Origin of the sequence: Neobacillus canaveralius (assembly GCF_047237705.1) — a bacterium.
GTDB lineage: Bacteria > Bacillota > Bacilli > Bacillales > Cytobacillaceae > Neobacillus > Neobacillus niacini_K.
In genome coordinates, this window is sequence record NZ_JBDFLL010000001.1 from 5,116,994 (window position 1) to 5,138,451 (window position 21,458).

Sequence of the window (21,458 nt, forward strand, 5' to 3'; positions counted from 1 at the left end):
GGAAGGATTCAAAAAGCAAAATAAAACGAGTGCCTCAAAATACTACATTCAGATGGATTTGTATTATTAGAACATCACCTGATTAAAGATCTCGAACAACTCCTCTTTTTCGTAGGTGTACTCTTTACTGACCCAATTTTGTAAAATCGTCATAAATGCCGTCGCATATAACTCACACATCACATCAGGATACTTGGACTGATTGATTTTGGTTGATATGGGGTCATCCCCTGTTTTGGAATGTTCACGCATAATATCACTTGCAATTTTCACCATGCTTTTGAAAAATATGTGCCCATCAGACCCTAACAAAGTATTTTCAAATAACACAAAATGGTCTTCTACATAATCAACCAGGAATCTAAAAGTGTCAGTATTCGATCTTTTATTCCTGCTAATAATTTCTTCAGATAAATGATAAATAAAATCTCTTAGCAGACTATACTTATCTTCATAGTAACGATAAAACGTAGTACGATGAATCAATGCATCATCACATATATCTTGAATCGTGATCGAAGAGAACCTTTTCGTTTGCAGCACATGGATAAAGCTCTGTATAATTTGGCGGCGTGTGCGTTCAGTAGTATAGTGCATAGAAAACATCCTTATATAGATTTTGGGTATTGAGGAATTCAAAGACAATTTCACTATAACAAAAAACGATCTCATAAAAAAAGGAGGTCTTACCGAAAAAAACCGGAAAGAACCCCCATCCCATCAATATTCATTTCCAAAGTTATCAAGCAATACACGCACTTCATCTGTTGATTTCGTGTTCATCAATTGGTTTCTCAATTCAGCAGCTCCAGGGAATCCTTTGACATAAATTTTGAAAAAACGATGAAGCCCCGTGATTGAACGCGGAAGTACTTCCGCATATTGATCTTGAAGATCCAGCTGCAGTCTTAAAAGATCAAGGTATTCTTTACTGCTATGCTCTTTTGGCTCTTTTTCAAAAGCAAAAGGATTTTTAAAAATACCCCTCCCAATCATAACGCCATCAATACCATATTGTTCAGCGAGCTGCAACCCAGTTTGACGGTCAGGAATGTCTCCATTGATGGTTAGCAGCGTATTGGGTGCGATACGGTCACGTAATTCTTTGATCTCTGGAATTAGCTCCCAATGCGCAGCTACTTGGCTCATTTCCTTTCTTGTACGTAAATGAATAGAAAGGTTCGCAATATCCTGTTTTAAAATATGCGTTAGCCACTCCTTCCACTCCTGAACTTCTTTATCGCCAAGTCGTGTTTTCACACTGACAGGCAGCCCGCCCGCCTTTGCTGCTTGAATAAGTTCTGCCGCAACGTCTGGACGGAGAATAAGGCCACTGCCCTTCCCTCTCGATGCCACATTCGGTACAGGGCAGCCCATATTTATATCGATTCCTTTAAACCCTAACTCTGCCATGCCAATACTCATTTGACGGAAATATTCGGGATTATCCCCCCAAATATGTGCCACTATTGGCTGTTCATCTTCTGTAAAAGTCAAACGGCCACGCACACTTTTCATACCCTCTGGATGACAATAGCTATCCGAGTTTGTAAACTCTGTGAAAAACACATCCGGTCGACCGGCTTCACTTACTACGTGACGGAAAACAAGATCTGTCACATCTTCCATTGGTGCAAGTACAAAAAATGGTCGTGGTAAATCACGCCAAAAATTTTCTTTCATATATATATTCAAATCCTCTCATTATCGGTTACCGAGTTAATCCTTTTTGCCAAAATAAAAAGCAGTATAATGTCCCTGCTTCTTTTACACTTATACCATGATTTAGTACTTTTTATCAAATCGATAAAAAAGATTGAAAAGAAAAATGGAAGAATACTGGACTGATAAGGGTTTGCAGGAAAAAGACCCCAACATCGCAAAAGTTTTTTTCACGAAATCAGGGTCAGCTTATTTTGGTGATTAACTCATTTTATTTTAACATGGTTGCTTGGAGGAATTCTTTTGTGCGCTGCTCTTTTGGATGATCAAAGAATTCATTTGGCCGATTTCTTTCGATAATTCGACCATCGTCCATGAAGACAATCCAATCAGCAACCTCACGAGCGAAGCCCATTTCATGGGTAACCACTACCATGGTCATTCCTTCATCGGCTAACTCCTTCATGGTTGCCAATACCTCACCAACAAGCTGCGGATCAAGGGCAGATGTCGGCTCATCAAAAAGCATGATATCCGGCTTCATGGCCAGCGACCTGGCAATTGCCACACGCTGCTTTTGACCGCCTGACAATTTGCTAGGATAAACATTCGCCTTATCCTCTAGACCTACCTTTTGAAGCAGCTCCTTTGCTTCGGCAATGGCCTGGTCTTTTGGGATTTTCTTTACCATCGTGGGTGCTTCGATGACATTTTCAAGGACGGTTTTATGTGGGAAAAGATTAAAGTGCTGGAAAACCATCCCCACCGTTTGGCGGACAGAGTTAATATTGTGGGATTCCGGGTTAATCTCTTCCCCGCGGATTGAGATTCTCCCACCTTGCCTTTTTTCTAAAAAGTTAAGACAGCGCAGCAATGTACTTTTACCAGAGCCAGATGCTCCCACCAAGCAGACAACTTCACTTTCGTACACGGACATATTTATATCTTTTAATACATGTAAACTGCCATAAGATTTATGTAAGTTTTCTATTTTTATCATTTCTCGTTCATTCACTTTGTCGTCCTCCTATCGATCACTAACTGCCAATCTCTTTTCGAACAAGCTCACTAGCATTGTTAATACTGCAACAAGTACTAAATAATAAACGGCTACTATTAACAAGTAGGTCATTTCATCGAAATTATTGGAACCCAGCGTCGTCGAAACGTTGAACAGTTCATTCATGGAAATAAAAGCTGCCAGAGATGAATCCTTAAGTCCAATAATAAATTGGTTTCCAAGGGGAGGCAGTGCCCTCTTGAAGGCCTGTGGAAGAATGATACGGCGCATTGCTAGTATTCTGGTCATGCCAAGAGAGCGTGCCGCTTCCATTTGCCCTTTATCAATGGACTGAATTGTCCCCCGGAAAATTTCTGCAATATAGGCACCGTTATGGAAGGCGAGCGCAAGTGCCGCTGCCCAAAAGTCAGGAATGAGGAAAATTCCGCTGAAGCCAAAATACAGAATGAAAATCTGAACAATGAGTGGAGTTCCCCTTACAAGGAATACATACGCATTTGAAATATACTCCAATACTTTAATCCTTGAAATTTTTAAAAGTGCAAAAAATAATCCGAATAAAATCCCAATTAAAATGGAGACAACCGTAAGCTTTAACGTCAACAACGCTGCATCTATGAAAAGGTTTTTGCTACTGATAAACGTATGTAAAAAATGCGAAAAACTAGGCAAAATTACAACATCCTTTCTTTCTAATGATCAAATCTATTATTCTGGTTTTTTCGTAATATCCTCACCAAAATACTTTTGACTGATTCGAGATAATGTTCCATCGCTACGGAGTTTTTGAAGTGCTTCATTAACCCGCTTGAGCAGGTGTGGATTATCCTTCGGAATAACAATAGCCTGTTCACTCCGCTCGATTAACTGCTGCTCCTGAATTTTAAACCCTTCCTTTTTTGCACTTTTACCAGTGACAAAATCGGTAATAACGGCGTCATGCCGGCCAATACTTAGCGCTTTTAATGCCGTAATATCACTGTCGTACATTTTAATATTGTTGGTATACTTTTTGGCTGTATTCGCATAGGTGGAGCCCTTTGCTACTGCAACCTCTTTTCCCTTTAAGTCATCTACTGTTTTGATCTCGCTGTCAGGTCTTGTGAAAATCTGTGGACCTGAGTAATAGTAGGGTGTGGAAAAATCAACTTGTTTGGCACGCTCTGGGTTAATGGTATGGCTGGCAACGGCTGCGTCTGCCCGTCCCGTTTTAATGCCCTCGATGAGTCCTTTGAATTTCATCCTTTTTTGGACTGGTTCAAGGCCCAGTTCTTTCCCGACTGCGTTTCCTACCTCAATATCGAAACCAGTCATTGATAAATCATCATTGCTAACATAGCTAAAGGGCTTAAATTCTCCTGAAGCTGCAAAAATAAATTTCTGCTTATCTATCAGCTTTGTTCCATCAGCCAGCTGGTCCTTTTGGATACAGCCAGTCAGCATCCCCATCAGGAACAAGCACGATAGAATAATTATGTATCGTTTTTCCATGCTTGATTTTCCCCTCTCTCATTCAAGCTATACTTTTACTTTCCCAGCATTTATGAAAAGGACTGCTCTTTTCGCTTCAGAAGCTAGAAGAGCAGTCCCCATGTTTTCATTCACGATGCTCAAAAGTTCTGCAAGCAGTTTCTTCCACAGTATCAGCCTTTCTGCTGCCGTGTGGACCTATAACATAGATGGAGTCAGCCACACATTGGTCACCTTCAGCCCAATACTTGCAGTTTACAACATTACATTTCACTTCTAATTTCATATTGTTCCACCCTCTCTAATAGGTTTTCTTTTTTAATACCCCATTTAAAATTGGTTGAAACAAGATTTTTCCACTAATGCTTTCCACCTGCCCAAGTAGCTATCTATTTAGAATCCTTTATTTGAATAATTCAAATTCTGCATAGGGATTTAACTAATAATTTTTCATAAAAAAAAGGCAGATGTAATCTGGAATTTCCTCCATTGATAACATCTACCTCTTATTTATTTTTTCTCTTCAGGGTAGCAATAATATAACCAAGATCTTTGGTATCCTTTCTCCTACAAAGCTCTGTACCCAAACTATTTAATTGATTAACCTTCCTCATCCAGCCACAGAATAAGTGTGCCAGATCATGTACATTTTCATTCTTCGTAGTGTAGTGCCGTTTTTGTGATGTAACCTTTAAGGGTAGTTTTTTACTTAATAATCATCGGAACCGCCCTAGCGAGTCTTCACAGTTTTCAAAAACTTAAGTGAAACATTTTATATACTCGGTATATTTGCGTTACTTATTTTAATGAACATAGTTTTCTTCGGGGAAATTAGCGTTGAAAGTCAAGTTGGGAAGGAAACTTGTTTTACCATCATATTAAAAAGGTGAATGTAGGATAATTTTTGATCCTAATAGCTTGCTTACATATAGAGCAAAAAAACAACGAAATTGTCCGTTGTTTTTTGATTGGATACTATGTCCTGGTGAACCTGTAGAAAACAATTGAAAAAAGGCTTTTCATTAAGGATCGTATTATAGATATCTAAAATAAAATCTCAAATTGTCGTGAGACCCTTGACTCATCATAGAAGAAAATTGTTTGGATATTTAACTTACTATCCATAGCTTTTGATAGTAACTCTTGCATTCCTTTTCTTTGTAATGACTTCTTTTTGTAAGCACTTTGTGCAGGTTCCTCAATATACTCTATAATTTGATAACCCTCTTGCTTTGACCTGAGATTGATTACTTCTTTATGCGTCTGAAGTGACAAATTTCCATCCTGTCTTATTTGGGGTCTGCTCCTTCTTTTAAAACAATCTGCGAGACGAACTCAACGTGTCCAGAATGTATGTGGCAACACATGAGATGTTGGTGGGTATAATTTAACTGCTGGCACAGCACTTATGGTCATGGCGATTGCTTCATTTTTTACCTATGGACTTGTTCTTGGAAGACTTGTTGTTAAGAGAGATGCTAATTGCTATAAAAGCAGAATACCCATTCTCTTCTTTAAAAGGAAAGGGATATTCCGTTTATACTTTTATAACATTAATGCTAATAAGGTAGGTTTTCTCTATAATCTGTTAAAGGTCTTTTTAAAAAGATAAGTTATCAGCATGTTAGATGAAAATTTATATATTCGAAAGTACTACCTCTTCACTTAAAATTCTTATCTTTTTCAAGCTGTGCATTATTGAATTATTTTTTCTGCCAAAATAATCATGAAGCTCTAGATAATGTTTATACAGCTCATCATAAATGCGTACATTTTCTGGAATCGGAACGAAAGTTTCTTCCTTAACTTTTGCCATACTTTCCGCTGCTTCGATAATCGTTTCGTAACCACCATTTTTTCCTCCTGCTGCCACTGCCGCATACATAGCTGCACCAAGAGCTGTTGTCTGTTTTGAATCAGCAATTTTGATTTCTCGATTGGTAATATCAGCATAGATTTGCATTAGTAATTTATTTCGTTGTGGTAAACCTCCACAAGCGAAAATTTCGTTTACTTCAATTCCTGCCTCCGAATAATTTTCAATAATTTTTCTCGTTCCAAACGAGGTTGATTCCATCAAAGCTCGATAAATCTCCTCTGGTTTTGTCGCTAATGAAAATCCGACTATTAAACCAGACAAATTAGCGTCCACTAAGACTGAGCGATTTCCGTTCCACCAGTCCAGTGCGATAAGCCCGGATTGCCCTGGCTTATAAATCGACGCTTTTTCTTCTAATAACTGATGGACACCCATTCCTCTTTCTTCTGCCTGTTGTTTTATATAGCCAGGTACTGCATGTTCAACATACCAAGCAAAAGAATCTCCTACGGCAACCTGACCAGTCTCATAACTATAGTAACCTGGAATAATTCCGTCTTCTACTATTCCACAAACGCCCTCAATCTCCGTTTCCTTATCGGATATAAGCATATGACATGTAGAAGTTCCCATCGCCATAACCAATTGTCCCGGGTGAACAGCTCCTACAGCCGGAACTCCCGCATGAGCATCAATAATGCCTACAGCGACGGCGATTCCTGGTAAAAGTCCTAAGCGCTGGGCCATTGCTTCTGTCAATTCTCCCGCTTTTTCACCAATAGAATGCACCGAACCTCTCATTTTAGTATGTAAAATATTCTCAAGGCGTGGATCTACAGCTTTAAAAAATGAAGCTTCAGGATACCCATCCTCCTTACTCCAAAACGCTTTGTATCCACATGTATTACTACTGCGAATGAGATTATTGGTTAATTGGTATGTCACCCAATCACAGGCTTCTATAAAAAGATCAGTGTCTTCAAAAATTTTCGGTGCTTCCTGTAAGATTTGCAGAATTTTAGGAAACATCCATTCAGAGGAAATTTTTCCTCCGTACCGGCTTAAAAATGCCTCATTTCTCTCTTGAGCTATCTGTGTTATGACATCTGCTTCCTCTTGTGCTGCATGATGTTTCCATAACTTTACCCAACTATGTGGACTGTCCTCATATTTCGAATGAAAACATAATGGAACCCCGCTAGAATCTAAAGGTAAGATAGTGCTTGAAGTAAAATCAATCCCTATTCCTATCACATCTTCTGGAGGAATGCTAGCCATACGGATGACTTCCGGAACGGATTGGTAAAGAACCTCCAAATAATCGTTCGGATGTTGCAAAGCCCAATCTGTTTCAAGTTGTCTTCCGTTGGGTAATACTTCATCTAATACCCCGTGTTCATACGGTGTGACATGTGTGGCCATTTCTTTTCCGGTAGCCACATCAACAAGGAGCACCCTTCCAGATTCCGTTCCATAGTCAATTCCAATTGCATATTTTTTACCGGTCATTTGTATACCCCATTTCCATTCCAATGTAGATAAATATAAAGTAAATCCCCTGATATAAACTCAGGGGAACTCTTACATTAACGATATAATGGACCAAAGTTTTGGCAAGCACGGTAATCAGCGGCTTCCGGATCTTTTGTTCCAAACATTCCCCATGCATTCGGTCTGAAGATTTGTTCTTCTTTTACATTATGCATATTTACAGGAATTCTGAGCATCGAAGCAAGGGTAATTAAATCACTGCCAATATGACCATAGCTTATTACACAATGATTGGCCCCCCAATTATTCATCACGGTGTAAACATCCTTAAAAGCGCCTTCACCAGTTATATTTGGAACAAACCAGGTTGTAGGCCAAGTTGGGTCTGTCCGATTATCCAAAACATCATGAACCTCTTCCGGCAGCTCAACTGTATAGCCCTCTGCAATCTGCAATACAGGCCCTAAACCTTTTACAAGATTTAGACGGGCGGCTGTTACAGGCATTTCTCCCTTTGTTAAGAAATCACTTGAGTATCCGCCTCCACGGAAATACCCAGTTGAAGCCGGTCTCCAAGAAGTAGCTGCCAAACACTTTTGAACCTCGTCCTCCGTAATTTCCCAAAACGGTTTCATAACCGGCTTTCCATCTTTTGATTGTTGCCCTGTACCGTCAAGTGAAGCTGAACCGGAGTTTATCATATGGATAAAGCCATTCGCTGCCTTTCCTTCAGGTTTATACCCTGTCACGCGTTCTATTGCCTCTGGGCTCCAATAGGTTCTTACATCCGCAAAAACTTGAGCCGTATTGGTTAATAAATGGCCAAACAGCATGGTAACCCCATTTAAGCTGTCATTTTCAGTAGCCATAATGTATGGGGGACGAATTCCATTCCAATCAAAGGAGGAATTTAAAATGGTTTCCATAAAATCACCATTTGGGAAATGGTCCGTCCATTGACGCTGGCCTTGGAAACCCGCAGCAATGGCGTTATGACCCAAGGCTTCCTCACCGTAGCCGAGTTCTTCCAATTTCGAATTACCGACCATAAGATCCCTTGCAATCAATGTCATTTTTACACTGACTTCCCAATCTTTATCCTTTTGTTCCCTTGATCTTTGCATGTCTTCCGAATTATTATCCGGACCTTCCGGGCAATACTCCTTCACCCAATTCAATGCTCTTTCATATTCTTCTTTATCATAGATCTCCCGGTCCATCCTTCTTACGAATTCAGACATGTCAATATATTCATTTCTCATTCCCAAATAATCCTGGAAAAAGTCAGGTTGAACTGTACTTCCGGCAATACCCATGGACACGGATCCCATTGAAAGATAAGATTTTCCTTTTAGAGTGGCAACAACTAGACCAGACTTTGCAAATTGTAGCAGTTTTGCCTGTACATCTTCTGGAATGGATGTATCGCTTAAGTCTTGTACATCTTTCCCATAGATTCCAAAAGCTGGAACACCCTTTTGATTGTGGGCAGCCAGGACAGCAGCCAGATAGACCGCACCTGGACGCTCTGTTCCATTAAATCCCCATACTGCTTTTGGAACATCCGGATTCATATCCATTGTTTCTGAACCATAGCACCAGCATGGTGTTATAGTAATGGAAACACCGACTCCCTCTCTTGCAAACTTTTCAGCCGCTTGGGCTGCTTCAGCAACACCGCCAATGCATGTATCCGCAATGACACATTCTACTTCCTCACCATTATAATGATGCAAATTTTCGGTTAATAGATTGGCTACCGATTTTGCTAGATTCATCGTCATATCTTCTAGAGATTCCCGTACACCATTTCTTCTGCCATCGATCGCTGGTCTAATACCGATTTTCGGTAAATTGTTAAAATATCTATTACTAATATTTCCCATTTTAAAATCCCCTTTTTATTAGGTTTTGGTCAACTAGTTCAACAAAACGGCCGAATGCTCCCTGCCATTCCGATTGATTTTGAGGTTGATAGTGCTTCACAGTAAATGAATTTTCAACTATCTCTCTGCCTTCTTTTAAATCTTTTATTCTTCCTAGTGCGATCCATTGGGATAATGAATTCCCAATCGAGCTCGCTTCAACTGGTCCTGCTACAACAGGACGGTTTGTCGCATTTGCGGTAAATTGACAGAATAAATCATTTCTAATTCCCCCGCCGCCCATATGGATCACTTCTATCCGATTGCCGGTTAAAGTCTCCAGCTTCTCTAAGACCCATCTGTATTTCAATGACAGGCTCTCTAAAATACAACGGAGAAAATCACCTTCCGTATCAGGCGGCTGTTGACCGCTCTTTATACAGAAATCCCTGATTTGTTTCTGCATATTTTCCGGATTGAAGAATGAAGGATCATCTGGGTCTATGAAACTCGTAAATGGTTTTGCTTGTTTAATTAACTCTGCTTCTTCTTCGTAAGTAAAAAGCTTGCCTTCTTTTGCCCAAACCATTCTGCATTCTTGAATGAGCCATAATCCCATAATATTTTTCAGCAGCCGGAACTCGCCATCTGCTGTTCCTTCATTAGTAAAGCCCCATGCCAAAGACTTTGCATTAATGATTGGATCCTTCACTTGGACTCCCATCAAAATCCAGGTACCGCAGCTCATAAATGCAGCATTGTCGGTTTTTATCGGTAATGCTGCAAGGGCACAAGCCGTATCATGCCCTGCTCCGGCAATAACCTTAACAGGCCGGATGCCAAATTCGTTTTGAATAGAGTCAAGGATCGGACCAAGAATCGTTCCCGGCATCACAATATCCGCCATAATTTTTGCAGGGAGATTTAATTTGGCCATAAGGGCGGAGTCCCAATTACGTTCATGAACATTAAATAACGAAGTCGTTGTACTGATCGTATATTCATTCGCCTTTACACCGGAAAAAAAATAACTAAGCAAGTTTGGTGTTAATAATAGGGTTTTTGCCTTTTCAATTAAGACTGGATTATTTTTTTTAATGGCATCTAGTTGGTAAATGGTATTGATTGCTGCTGGTTCGACACCCGTTCGAGAGAACAGTTCATCCCTAGGAATGGCTCCCATTATTTCTTTAAAGCTGTCATTTGTTTGCAGGTCTCTATAGGAATAGGGATTACTAAGAAGTTCACCAGTTCCCGAGAGAAGACCAAAATCAACCCCCCAAGTATCGATGGATAAACTTTCAATCGAAATATGCCCGTTCTTAATACTTTTACCGATCCCATTCTTCATTTCCTGAAATATTCTTAGAATATCCCAATAATAATGACCAGTTAAGTGAACAGGGTGATTGGAGAAACGATGGACTTCTTCAAGAAAGAAGCGTTTACCATCAAATCCACTTACCATTAAACGCCCATTGGATGCACCTAAATCAAAAGCCCACACTTTTTCCATTGATTCACGCCCTTTGGAAAAATATTTACTATCTCACATCTTTTAGTAGTTTTGATCGATATTTCTCCGAAGATAGATTCCTTAAATCCTCACATTCTTCGACTGTTAGAACCCTTGGAATACCTACTGTCGATGCGATCGTATATACTTTTGCCGATTCCTCTATAATCTGCATGAAGAAATAAGCTTCTTTCATTGTTTTTCCAACGGTCAACACTCCGTGATTTCTCATTACAACGACATCATTTTCCTCAATTACGCCAGATATGGCGTCAGCCAATACATCTGTAGTTGGAATCATATAGTCAAGGTAGGCCACACTTTTAATCATTGCTGGAAAATCAGGGAATAGACTCGGAATGTTATGGCCGGTAGATGACACACCTACTGAATAACTTGGGTGCGCATGTAAAACAGCTGTAATATCGGGACGTTTGCGAAAACATTCCAAATGCATCAAAATTTCTGAGGATGGTTTTAAATCATCCAATATCTCACCAGTTTCAATATTGACACGTACCCATTGATGGTCTTCTATCTCTTGTAAATCAAAACCGCTTGGAGAAATATACATGATATTTCCATCTCTCATACTTAAATTTCCGCCTGCTCCCACCACAAGACCAGTGTGGACAATCTTAGATGCATATAATTTCAAATCGTTTATTACATGTGACAACGTTATACACCTCAACTTATAGCTAATTTTGAATGCTTGTTTCTAATTTTTGATACAGAGCCTGAATCACTTTCATATTATTAAACGTATTTTCCCATGAGTATACGGGTTCCCTGCCAGTAAGAATACATTCTGCAAAATGCTCTGCCTCTAATAAATATTGATCGCCTTCGATGATAAATTCAGTCAGTTCGCCATCCTTATTAAGTTGAACAACTCCCTTGCCCGAATGTAAATCAGGACGGTAAGCATATGGAACACGGATGGTTCCATTCGTTCCGATAATTTCATATTCATTCTTTAAAGCTGCATCAAAACTGCATGCGAACGTAGCAAGCACATTGGAAGGAAATTTCAGTACCCCGGCAGACGATGTATCAACTCCACTCTTATTTGTCTCAACAAGGATTTCCATGCTAAGTGGTTCTTCTTCCAAAATATAGCGGATAGAGTTGATACAGTAGCATCCAATATCGAACAAAGCTCCACCGCCTAAGTCGGGGTTTAGGCGAATATTTCCTGTCCTGTCTTCCATAAAGAATGAAAAAAATGCTCTCATGACTTTCACATCGCCAATAGCCTTGTCTCTTATTAATTCTTTTACTTTTAGATGTTGAGGATGAAATCGATACATAAACCCTTCCATAAAAATGACGCCATTCTGTTTACAGACAGCCACCATTTCAGCAACCTGCTCAGCCTTTAATGCAGCTGGCTTTTCACATAAGATATGTTTTTTCGCTTTGGCAGCTTTTATGGTCCACTCATAGTGCATCTTATTTGGAAGCGGTATGTATACAGCATCAATCTCTGAATCTGCTAATAACTCTTCGTAAGTTTCGTAGAAGCAAGGGATTTGAAATTTTTCAGCTGCATGTCTGGCTTTTCCACTGGTGCTGGCAATCGCATATACTTGTCCATTGGTTGATTTTTGAATCGCTGGAATAAACTGCTCTAACGCAATTTGGGCTGTACTAAGAATTCCCCATTTAATTTTTCTTTCCATTTGATCATCCCTTTTAGAGTAGTTCATTGATTAACTGAAATGTAATTTATGTATCAAAGAATATTCAAACCTATTTATGGATGGAGAGAGACTATTCATTCTCTGAATAATCTCTCCAACATGACTTTTATTCATAAAGAACTTCTTTTGTTTTTGAATCATCAATATTTGTTTTGTCATACCAGAAGAAACCAGTGTCGATTGACTTCGATACTTCTTTACCATCCAGAGTATCAACAGCGGCTTTAACCGTTTCATAACCAATGGCAATTGGGTTCTGTGTGATGGCACCTGCCATTACGCCGCCCTTAATGGCATCGATTTGTAGTTTACCTGAGTCGAAACCAATTACTTTTACACTCTTTTTGTTTAATTCTTTAACAGCATTTATTACCCCAATCGCAGATCCTTCATTTGTACCGAAAAGACCTTTTAGATTTGGGTGCGCTTGCAAAATAGCCTTAGCAGCATCCGTCGATTTTAATTGGTCGCCTGCGCCATATTGGATATCAACAATCTTAATATTCGGATACTTTGATTTGATTTGGTCTACAAATCCATCACGGCGGTCTACACCTGTTTTGCTTGTCTGGTCGTGGGCAACAATTGCCACTTCCCCTTTTTCACCAATTAATTCAGCCATCTTATCAGCTGCAAGAGCTGCTGCAGCTTTGTTATCTGTTGCAGCTGTTGCTACAGGTATGTCTCCTTCAACACCTGAGTCAAATGCCACAACCGGAATTTTTTTGTTTTGTGCCTGTTCTAATAATGGGAGAACAGCCTTAGAATCTAGAGCTGCAAGGCCAATAGCATCTGGCTTTTTATCAAGAGCATTACGAAGCATTTCAACTTGTTTATCAACCTGTGATTCTGTTTCAGGACCTACAAATGTTACTTTTACATTTAAATCGTCTGCTGCCTGCTCGGCTCCTTTTTTAACTGCCTGCCAATACTGATGCTGGAAACCTTTAGAGATGACTGCAACATATCGCTTACCGTCAACCTTTGCACTAGCATCGCTTTCCTTGCTTCCTGTACTTGCATTGTCTGAAGAGCATGCACCCAATACCACGGAGAGTGCGAGAACGGATGATAAAAAGATCCCTGCTTTTGCTTTCATCAATTTTATTTCCCCCTATGTAAAATTTAATTTATATATTATTCTCTTTAGAGAGTAATACCCAGGTTACTTTGCTGATTTTTTGTTCCGTAATACATCTGTGTAAACAGCTAATAAGATAACCGCACCAACAACGACGGTTTGCCATTCTTGTGGTACTGAAAGAATTTGAAGACCATTTGTTAACACACTCATAATCAAAGCACCAATAACAGTACCAAGAATCGTTCCTTTACCACCACTTAAGGAAGTTCCTCCGATAACGACTGCTGCGATTGCTTCCAATTCATATCCTGCTCCTAAAGCTGGCTGGGCAGAATTTAAACGTGATGCCATTACGATACCGGCTACACCAGTAAAAGCACCAGCAATCATGTAGATTATTACTTTCCATTTATTAACATTCACTCCAGAAAGGCGGGTTGCTTCTTCATTGCTTCCTAGTGCAAATGTATATCTTCCGATGATCGTTTTATTTAAAATTAAGCTTGCTAGAATAGCCATTCCAAAAAAGATGAAAATGGCATTTGGAATACCAGACCCTGGAATAATAGAACCCATTGCAATTTTGTTAAAGCTTGGAAGAGAAGTGAAATAGATTGGTGTAGCTTTAGAAATAACTAGGGCCAATCCTTTAGCAATCATCATCATTGCTAATGTTGCGATAAATGGCGGAATCTTTAATTTTGCTATCGCAGTACCGGAAACCAACCCTGTTACAGCACCTGTTACAATGCCCCCGATAACAGCTGCCCAAACGGGAAAACCCAAGTTAACAGCAAAAACACCAGTCATAACCGAAGACAAAGTCAGTACAGTTCCAACAGATAAATCTATTCCGCTTGTAACGATAATCATCGTTGCACCCAGGGCGAGGATCCCCACAACAGCTGTTGATAGAAGAATTCCTATAATATTATCAAATTGAAAAAAGTTAGATGAAGAGATTGAAAAGATTAAGATCAGCACAATTAAACTTGCAAATGCCAGAACTTGCTGAAGGGCATTTGAATTGATCCTTTTTTTCTTCTGCTCTTCAACTGGCAATACAGCTACTTTTTGCATTTCCATTCATGTCCACTCCTTTATAATTTATTTAGTATCCTTTACCCAATTCGTTTGGTTGCAAGAGTCATGATCGCTTCTTGTGTCGTTTTTTCATTATTTTCCAGTTCCCCCGTTATTCTTCCTTCGCACATGACAATAACACGGTGGCTCATTCTTAATATTTCAGGAAGTTCTGAGGAAATCATAATGATAGATTTTCCTTGTTCTGCCAATTCATTTAATAACCGATAAATTTCGTCTTTTGCTCCGATATCAATTCCTCGGGTGGGCTCATCAAAGATTAAAATATCTGAATCTCTAGTAAGCCACTTACCAATTACGACTTTTTGCTGATTCCCTCCGGAAAGGTTTTTCACTAATTGGTTACCAGATGGAGTTTTTATTCTTAATTTCTCAATCATGTCCTTTGCTTGTTTGTCAATCTTAGATGTATTCATCCATCCGAGGGGTCTTAAATAGTCTTTCATGGTCGAAATGGCAATATTGGTCTTTACATCCATCCCTACTAAAACACCAAACTGTTTCCGGTCCTCGGAAAGATAGCCAATTCCATTTTGTACTGCATCAGTTGGACTTTTAATATTTACCTTTTGGCCTCTAATGAGGATTTCCCCTGAATCAAGTGGATCTGCACCAAATATGGCACGAGCCACTTCTGTTCTTCCGGCTCCCATCAATCCGGCAAAGCCAACGATTTCTCCCTTATAAAGTTCAAAGCTTACATCCTTTATAGCTTTTACTCTATTTAATTTCCTTACTTCAAGCACCTTTTCTCTGTTCTGTTGTTTAATGGTTGGTCTTTGATTATTATTAATCTTTCTTCCAACCATCATCGAAATAATTTGGTCAATAGTTGCATCCTTCGTGTTAATGGTCCCTACATATGTACCATCCCGCATAATTGATACACGGTCAGTAATTTTCTTTAGTTCTTCCATACGGTGTGAGATGTAAACAATACCTACTCCATCCCGACGTAATTTCCTAATCATAACAAACAAAGCATCGATTTCGGTATCGGTTAAGGCTGCGGTTGGCTCATCCATAATCAATACTTTTGATTCAAAGGAAAGAGCCTTGGAAATTTCAACCATCTGTTGTTTCGCAACGGTCAAATTACCTACCAGTTCCCGAGGATCCAGGTTAATATTTAATCTCTCAAATAATTTTTGTGTCCTATCATTGAGCTCTTTTTCATCCAAAAAAATATTAAATAAACCTTTAGGCTCTCTTCCGATAAAAATATTTTGTGCGACTGTTAAATGCGGGGCTAAGTTAAGTTCCTGATGAATAATGCTGATTCCTAGTTTTTGCGCCGCTTTTGTATCTGGAACCTCTATGTTTTTCCCTTGGTACTCTATGGTACCCTCATCCTTTTGATAGATCCCCGTTAGGATTTTCATTAGTGTGGATTTTCCAGCTCCATTTTCCCCAAGCAGCGCGTGAACCTCGCCTTCATTCAATTCAAATTCAACATCCGAAAGCGCTTGCACCCCTGGGAATGCTTTGCTGATTCCTTCCATTTTTAGAAGCAATTTACTCATTTTATCACCTGCTACTCTATCAATTTTGTAAGCAAATAAATATATTAAAATAAATTAGATACTAAAGAGTTAATCGGTAACGACTCCCTTTTTTAAAATCACATTGGCATAGAGAGCGCTTTCACTCGTTGCGACAATTGCATAAGCTTTCTTCGCACGCTCATAAAAATCAAAACGTTCGACCATCTCGAATTCATTAAAATGATCATCATATTTTTTTATCACTGAATCATAGGTTTCCCATATAGACGGAACGATTGAATCCCCCTCCACAACCTTCATCAGTGAAACAGAATGATTACTGTAAGTATCCAATGGAAAGAATTTCAACACTGCCTCTAATACTTCAGGAACCCCATGTCCGTCACAACGAATTAGGTTAGCAGCGCAAGAAGCAGCAGGAAAATTTCCATCGGCTAAAATAATTTCATCCCCATGTCCCATTTCTAAAAGTATTTTCATAAATTCTGGACTAATTATTTTTGGTATTCCTTTTAGCATTTCTTTCTCCCTTTCCTATTTGGCTTGTTATAAGGATACTATTGTTTTTCAATTTAATTAATTTAATATTTTCCACAAATCATTTAAAATCTTCCAAAAAAAGTATAAAAAAAAGATAGGACTGAAATCCTATCTTTTTTACCTCCTCTACTGTTCTTCGAAAGGGAACAACAGTTTCTGATTTTCAGGGGAATACATATTCTCTTTCGTTATAATTTCAGAATCAGTATATAATAATTTCCCTTTGGTTTTCCCTTCTAAAATGGATACAGCCTGTTTAACAGCCAAATATCCCATATTGAATGGCTTCTGAACAACTGTAGCAGAAAGAGCCCCTTCTTCAACAAAGCTTAATATTTCCGGAGAACTATCAAATCCAACTGTCTTAATCGCAGATGTCTCCCCTAGCTCCTTATTAGCTTGCGCGATGCCAATAATTGTAAACTCATTAATACCAAAAATCCCTTTTAGATCAGGATGTTCTTTCAGATTTTGTTTCGTTAACCTATAAGCTTCTCCAACATCACTGCCGCTGAATTTAATATCGATCAACTGAATATCGGGGTATTTCTGAATCGCCTCCATAAATCCTTTTTCCCTCTCCATCGCGGTAGCTGTACCAGCGACTGTACTGATAATAGCCAATTTTCCCTTTTCACCGATAAGATGTGCCAAATAGTCAGCTGCTTTTCCCGCAGCCCTTACATTATCCGTGGCGATATGCCCTTCAGATAAATGTTCTGGTAACCTTGAATCCAAAGTCAGCAAAAGGATTCCTTTCTCTTTGGCCTTACGAGCAAGCGGAGCAAGGCGTTGAAAGTCAGCAGCTGCCAACACAATCGCATCAGGCTTCTTTTGTATGGCCTTCTCCATCAATTCCATTTGCTCATCAACATTTTTTTCAGAAGAAGGGGCCCAAAACATCGTATCTGCATGAAATTCCTCAGCGGCCATATTTGTTCCAGATTTTACTAGATTCCAAAAATCAAGATCCTTGGATTTAACAATCATAATAATCTTCAAAGGCGATTGATTTACTGGTTTGAAAGCTAATGAACTCAAACCAGAAACAACCATTAAGACTACAACGATAGATATACCAAATAACCATTTTTTCATATGGTTACCACCGGCATCCAAATATAGACTGTAGTTCCCCTATCGACTTCACTTTCAAATGACACTCCAAAATCTGGTCCATAATAGATTTGTATTCGTTCATGAACATTTTTCACTCCTACCCCATTCCCTTTTGAATGTTTACGATGTTCATCGGAATATATGTTTTTTATTTGTTCAGAATCCATCCCTACTCCGTTATCTATCACCTGAAAGAGAATCTTTCCTTCTACTTCCTTTCCAAGAATCCGGATTAGGCCTTTCCCCGTTTTATTTTTAATTCCATGGTAAATAGCATTTTCCACTATAGGCTGTAGAATTAGTTTGATAGTTTGATAGGACATAATCGCCGGATCTACATCTATAATAAAATCCAGTTTATTGCTGTACCTCATCTCCTGAATAAGCAAATAGTTTTTGACATGTTCAATCTCACCACGAATCGAGATGGTTTCTTCTCCCTTATTCAAACTTATCCGAAACAACTTAGCCAAAGAGGACGTCATATCAATCACCTCTTCATTTCGGTTGCTCTCCGCCATCCAAATAATCGAGTCTAAGGTGTTGTACAGGAAATGGGGATTTATCTGTGATTGAAGAGCCTTGATTTCACTTTTCCTAAGCGCTTTTTGCTCATAAACTACCTGTTGCATCAATTCCTTGATTTTTATCGTCATCATGTTGAATGATTTACTTAATCTCCCAACTTCATGATTGTAAGGAAGATCTAACACGATATCGAAATTGCCGATTTCCACCTGCTTCATAGATAATTCAAGCTTTTTTATAGGCCGGGAAACCCTATTTGATATTATAAGGGCGATAAGAAGTGACAGAAGAATACTAATTATAATCATCATAAAGAAAAACTTCTTCGTTTCTTCTCCATCCATAATCATATCGTTTACATTGGTCACACTTACGACCTTCCAACCCGTTAAATCCGAAGTAGAAATCGTATAGAGTTTTCTATCCCCATCGTGATTAACAACAAAGCTTTTTCCCTGTGAATTCAGTTCTTGTGGAATCATTTCTTCCTTGAGCCTGTTGTAAATCAGCTTCTGCTGGGGATGATAAACGATATTTCCTTGTTTATCAATTATGAATATGTATCCTTTGCCCCCCAATTTAACCTTATTGCATATCTCAGAGATAATTTTATAATTAAGATCGATTAGCAAGATCCCTTTTCTCTCATGGTTATCCGTACTCTTAAGCTCCTTACTTAAAGACACCACCCAACGAGGATCGTTAACAAAAGTTTGCACATGAGAGGTCGAAACAACGGGCTTTCCATCAGAATCTTTAGCCGCTTGATACCAATCCAGATCCTCAATCTTGTAATTATCTTTTATTTTAAGATTAGGATCGCTTTTCAGCACTTGGCCGTTATAACCAAATGCAAATATGGAAACGATGTCATTTCTTGCGTTGATAAAAGATTGAAAAAAACCAGTTATCCTTTTTTCCTGCTCCTCTGTTTGTGTTATACTTCCTTTTTCATTTGATGAAAAATACTGTTGGATGCTTGGAGAAGTTTGAACGATAGAAGAAATATCATCCATGTACCGAATATAGTAGTCGATATTTTCCTTGACCTGCTGCGTAAGTTGAAGATTATAATCCTCCGCGTTGCTCTCTAAAGTATTGGAAAATTTCTCATATGAAACCAAACCAATAATCGTAATAATTAATAAAATAAGAGCAGAAAAATAAAAAGAAATATGAAATTGAATACTATTTAATTGCAGCATAATACGTTTTAGCCACTTTTTATGTAATAATGCCCGCAAGACCGCTCCCTCTCTCCCTACCTTGATTGCTGTACCAAAGATCGGTATTCAGTTGGGGAAACCCCCACTTGCTTCTTAAATACCGTACTAAAATATTGGGGATCACTGTATCCGGCCATATCGGCAATCTCATATGTTTTGTAATCTGTTCCTCTTAATAGTTCCTTTGCTTTTTCAAGGCGAAATTTTGTTAAAAATTCAACAAAAGTCTCTTTAGTTTCTTTCTTAAAAATTAAACTGAAATAACTGACACTCACATGAAGATACTGACAAATCGATGATAATGAAATGCTGCTATCGCCATAGTGTTCGAGTATATACTGTTTGGCCTGTTCCACTTGCTGTTTGGCGGATGATGTACGCTTTTCAGAAATGATTAAATTCGCATCCTTGCAAACACTCTTCAGCCAATTTTTTATTTCATTTATCGTCTTATATTGATGAATTTCAGTCATAGGGACTAAAGAATCTCCCCATAATGGCTCGAATTGCAATCCTAACTCATAAAATGTTTTATTGATCATAACTATAAGTTCCATAATATATAGTTTACAACGATTTAATCTCGACTTTTCCAATTGGGTAAAAATCAAATCTATTAACTGATACGTTTCTTCTATGGTCCCTACTTTTATGTTCGTTAACAGCTTTTTCTCCAAATCCAACGGCTGAGGAAACAAGCTCTGTTTCTTCTCCATATCAGCTATATGGATAATTTGGTTTTTCCCTAACAAAAAACGGTATTCAAGTGCTGACAATGCTTCCTGATAGGAAGCATGAATATCCTTTGTCAGAAAAGCAGGATTGCTTATTCCGATAGACACCTGAGTTTTCAGTTTCTCCAGAATGACCTCCTGGATTTCCTTCGAGACATTGAAAGCTAGTTCTTGATCACGGTCCGGATTGTTACAAGATAATAAGATAACCGTTTGTCCTTGCCGGTTGCTGAAAGCTAGGATTCCATCACGATCCCTGTACCATTCGACAGATATATTTAGGATAGCAAATTGTAAAAGCTGTGTTTCTTCAAAACCTTGTTCCATTGAATCGAGATCTATTACTAAAACAATACAAGGAGGCAAAGATAATGGAATTGAAAGATAGCTGCCATTCCGAACAAACTCATCGGCTGAAACGGGAAAAGAAATCAACTGATTCAGAAACCTCTCTCTCAAAAGAGGAAGGCTCTTTTGAACCTGTTTTCGTAAAGATTCCATATATTTCTTACCGGACATTTCTTCATCTAATGTTTTCTTCACCTTAACTAAGAGCGCTTTCATTTCTTTGGAAGTAATAGGTTTTAAAATATAGTCTTGAACACCAAGCTTGATTGCATTTTGAGCATAATCAAATTGATCATAACCACTTAAGATAATTATTTTTAGAGATGGATAAATGCTTTTTACATTCTCCGTTAAGGTCAAACCATCCATGAACGGCATACAAATGTCAGTAATCAGAAGATCGACTTGGTTTGATTGAATCATTTGCAATGCCTCTTGACCATTTTCTGCTGTACCGATTAGCTCGAAACCTAAATCTCCCCAGGGGATTCTTTCTCGAATCCCTTCACGTACAATTTCCTCGTCATCAACGAGAATAACTTTATACATGCCCATCATCCTCTCTATCAAAGATGCTATTAAATAGTATAAATTATATGACATAATATGCCAACAACTTTGAAAATAATGATTTTTACGACAATTAAAAGTGATCCCTCATCTTCAATGTTTTTCACTTTTTTGTTACCGATAACACTGCTTATCTTGCCAATTGACATA

Annotated in this window: 19 protein-coding genes; all 19 read right to left on the reverse strand. The window is 38.6% G+C overall.

Translation table 11 applies throughout. The features are described 5' to 3' along the window. Positions 1-66: 66 nt before the first annotated feature. On the reverse strand, positions 67-597 hold the full coding sequence (locus ABC255_RS25065) for a TetR/AcrR family transcriptional regulator (RefSeq protein ID WP_335532433.1): 531 nt from the start codon (positions 595-597) through the stop codon (positions 67-69). A 123-nt stretch (positions 598-720) separates the two neighbouring features. Beyond that, a complete protein-coding gene (locus tag ABC255_RS25070; RefSeq protein WP_412997716.1) occupies positions 721-1,683 on the reverse strand; it encodes a tRNA dihydrouridine synthase in 963 nt (320 codons plus the stop codon). Between the two features lie 250 nt (positions 1,684-1,933). After that, positions 1,934-2,677 (reverse strand): amino acid ABC transporter ATP-binding protein, encoded by a 744-nt coding sequence (locus ABC255_RS25075; RefSeq protein WP_412997718.1) that lies wholly within the window; start codon positions 2,675-2,677, stop codon positions 1,934-1,936. Positions 2,678-2,689: 12 nt separating this feature from the next. Beyond that, complete coding sequence (locus ABC255_RS25080) at positions 2,690-3,355, reverse strand: amino acid ABC transporter permease (RefSeq protein ID WP_335513835.1); 666 nt, start codon at positions 3,353-3,355, stop codon at positions 2,690-2,692. A 36-nt stretch (positions 3,356-3,391) separates the two neighbouring features. Then, the gene (locus ABC255_RS25085) at positions 3,392-4,174 is read right to left on the reverse strand and encodes a transporter substrate-binding domain-containing protein (RefSeq protein WP_412997720.1); all 783 of its coding nucleotides are present in this window, start codon (positions 4,172-4,174) and stop codon (positions 3,392-3,394) included. A gap of 106 nt (positions 4,175-4,280) precedes the next feature. Further along, complete coding sequence (locus tag ABC255_RS25090) at positions 4,281-4,439, reverse strand: DUF1540 domain-containing protein (RefSeq protein WP_412997722.1); 159 nt, start codon at positions 4,437-4,439, stop codon at positions 4,281-4,283. A 758-nt stretch (positions 4,440-5,197) separates the two neighbouring features. Next, positions 5,198-5,428, reverse strand: coding sequence for a recombinase family protein (locus ABC255_RS25095; protein WP_412997723.1), 231 nt, complete (start codon positions 5,426-5,428; stop codon positions 5,198-5,200). 361 nt (positions 5,429-5,789) lie between these two features. Continuing rightward, entirely contained in the window at positions 5,790-7,481 is a 1,692-nt protein-coding gene (locus ABC255_RS25100; protein ID WP_412997725.1) for a ribulokinase, read from the reverse strand. Positions 7,482-7,558: 77 nt separating this feature from the next. Beyond that, positions 7,559-9,349 (reverse strand): L-fucose isomerase, encoded by a 1,791-nt coding sequence (locus ABC255_RS25105; RefSeq protein WP_412997727.1) that lies wholly within the window; start codon positions 9,347-9,349, stop codon positions 7,559-7,561. Between the two features lies 1 nt (position 9,350). Continuing rightward, positions 9,351-10,844, reverse strand: a complete 1,494-nt coding sequence (locus ABC255_RS25110; RefSeq protein ID WP_412997729.1) for a rhamnulokinase — start codon at positions 10,842-10,844, stop codon at positions 9,351-9,353. A gap of 28 nt (positions 10,845-10,872) precedes the next feature. Further along, on the reverse strand, positions 10,873-11,523 hold the full coding sequence (locus tag ABC255_RS25115; protein WP_412997731.1) for a class II aldolase/adducin family protein: 651 nt from the start codon (positions 11,521-11,523) through the stop codon (positions 10,873-10,875). Between the two features lie 22 nt (positions 11,524-11,545). Beyond that, positions 11,546-12,529, reverse strand: coding sequence for a Gfo/Idh/MocA family protein (locus ABC255_RS25120; RefSeq protein WP_412997733.1), 984 nt, complete (start codon positions 12,527-12,529; stop codon positions 11,546-11,548). 127 nt (positions 12,530-12,656) lie between these two features. Further along, the gene (locus ABC255_RS25125; protein ID WP_412997735.1) at positions 12,657-13,652 is read right to left on the reverse strand and encodes an ABC transporter substrate-binding protein; all 996 of its coding nucleotides are present in this window, start codon (positions 13,650-13,652) and stop codon (positions 12,657-12,659) included. A 63-nt stretch (positions 13,653-13,715) separates the two neighbouring features. Continuing rightward, positions 13,716-14,720 carry an ABC transporter permease gene (locus tag ABC255_RS25130; RefSeq protein WP_412997736.1) on the reverse strand — a complete coding sequence of 335 codons (1,005 nt, stop codon included), beginning with the start codon at positions 14,718-14,720 and terminating at the stop codon, positions 13,716-13,718. A 35-nt stretch (positions 14,721-14,755) separates the two neighbouring features. Next, positions 14,756-16,261 (reverse strand): sugar ABC transporter ATP-binding protein, encoded by a 1,506-nt coding sequence (locus tag ABC255_RS25135; RefSeq protein WP_412997738.1) that lies wholly within the window; start codon positions 16,259-16,261, stop codon positions 14,756-14,758. A 69-nt stretch (positions 16,262-16,330) separates the two neighbouring features. Beyond that, positions 16,331-16,762 carry an RbsD/FucU family protein gene (locus ABC255_RS25140; protein ID WP_412997739.1) on the reverse strand — a complete coding sequence of 144 codons (432 nt, stop codon included), beginning with the start codon at positions 16,760-16,762 and terminating at the stop codon, positions 16,331-16,333. A gap of 147 nt (positions 16,763-16,909) precedes the next feature. Further along, entirely contained in the window at positions 16,910-17,881 is a 972-nt protein-coding gene (locus ABC255_RS25145) for a substrate-binding domain-containing protein (RefSeq protein ID WP_412997741.1), read from the reverse strand. After that, positions 17,878-19,674, reverse strand: coding sequence for a cache domain-containing sensor histidine kinase (locus ABC255_RS25150; protein ID WP_412997742.1), 1,797 nt, complete (start codon positions 19,672-19,674; stop codon positions 17,878-17,880). Before ABC255_RS25150 ends, ABC255_RS25145 begins: the two co-directional genes overlap by 4 nt. A gap of 17 nt (positions 19,675-19,691) precedes the next feature. After that, a complete protein-coding gene (locus ABC255_RS25155) occupies positions 19,692-21,287 on the reverse strand; it encodes a response regulator transcription factor (protein ID WP_412997744.1) in 1,596 nt (531 codons plus the stop codon). Between the last annotated feature and the right edge of the window lie 171 nt (positions 21,288-21,458).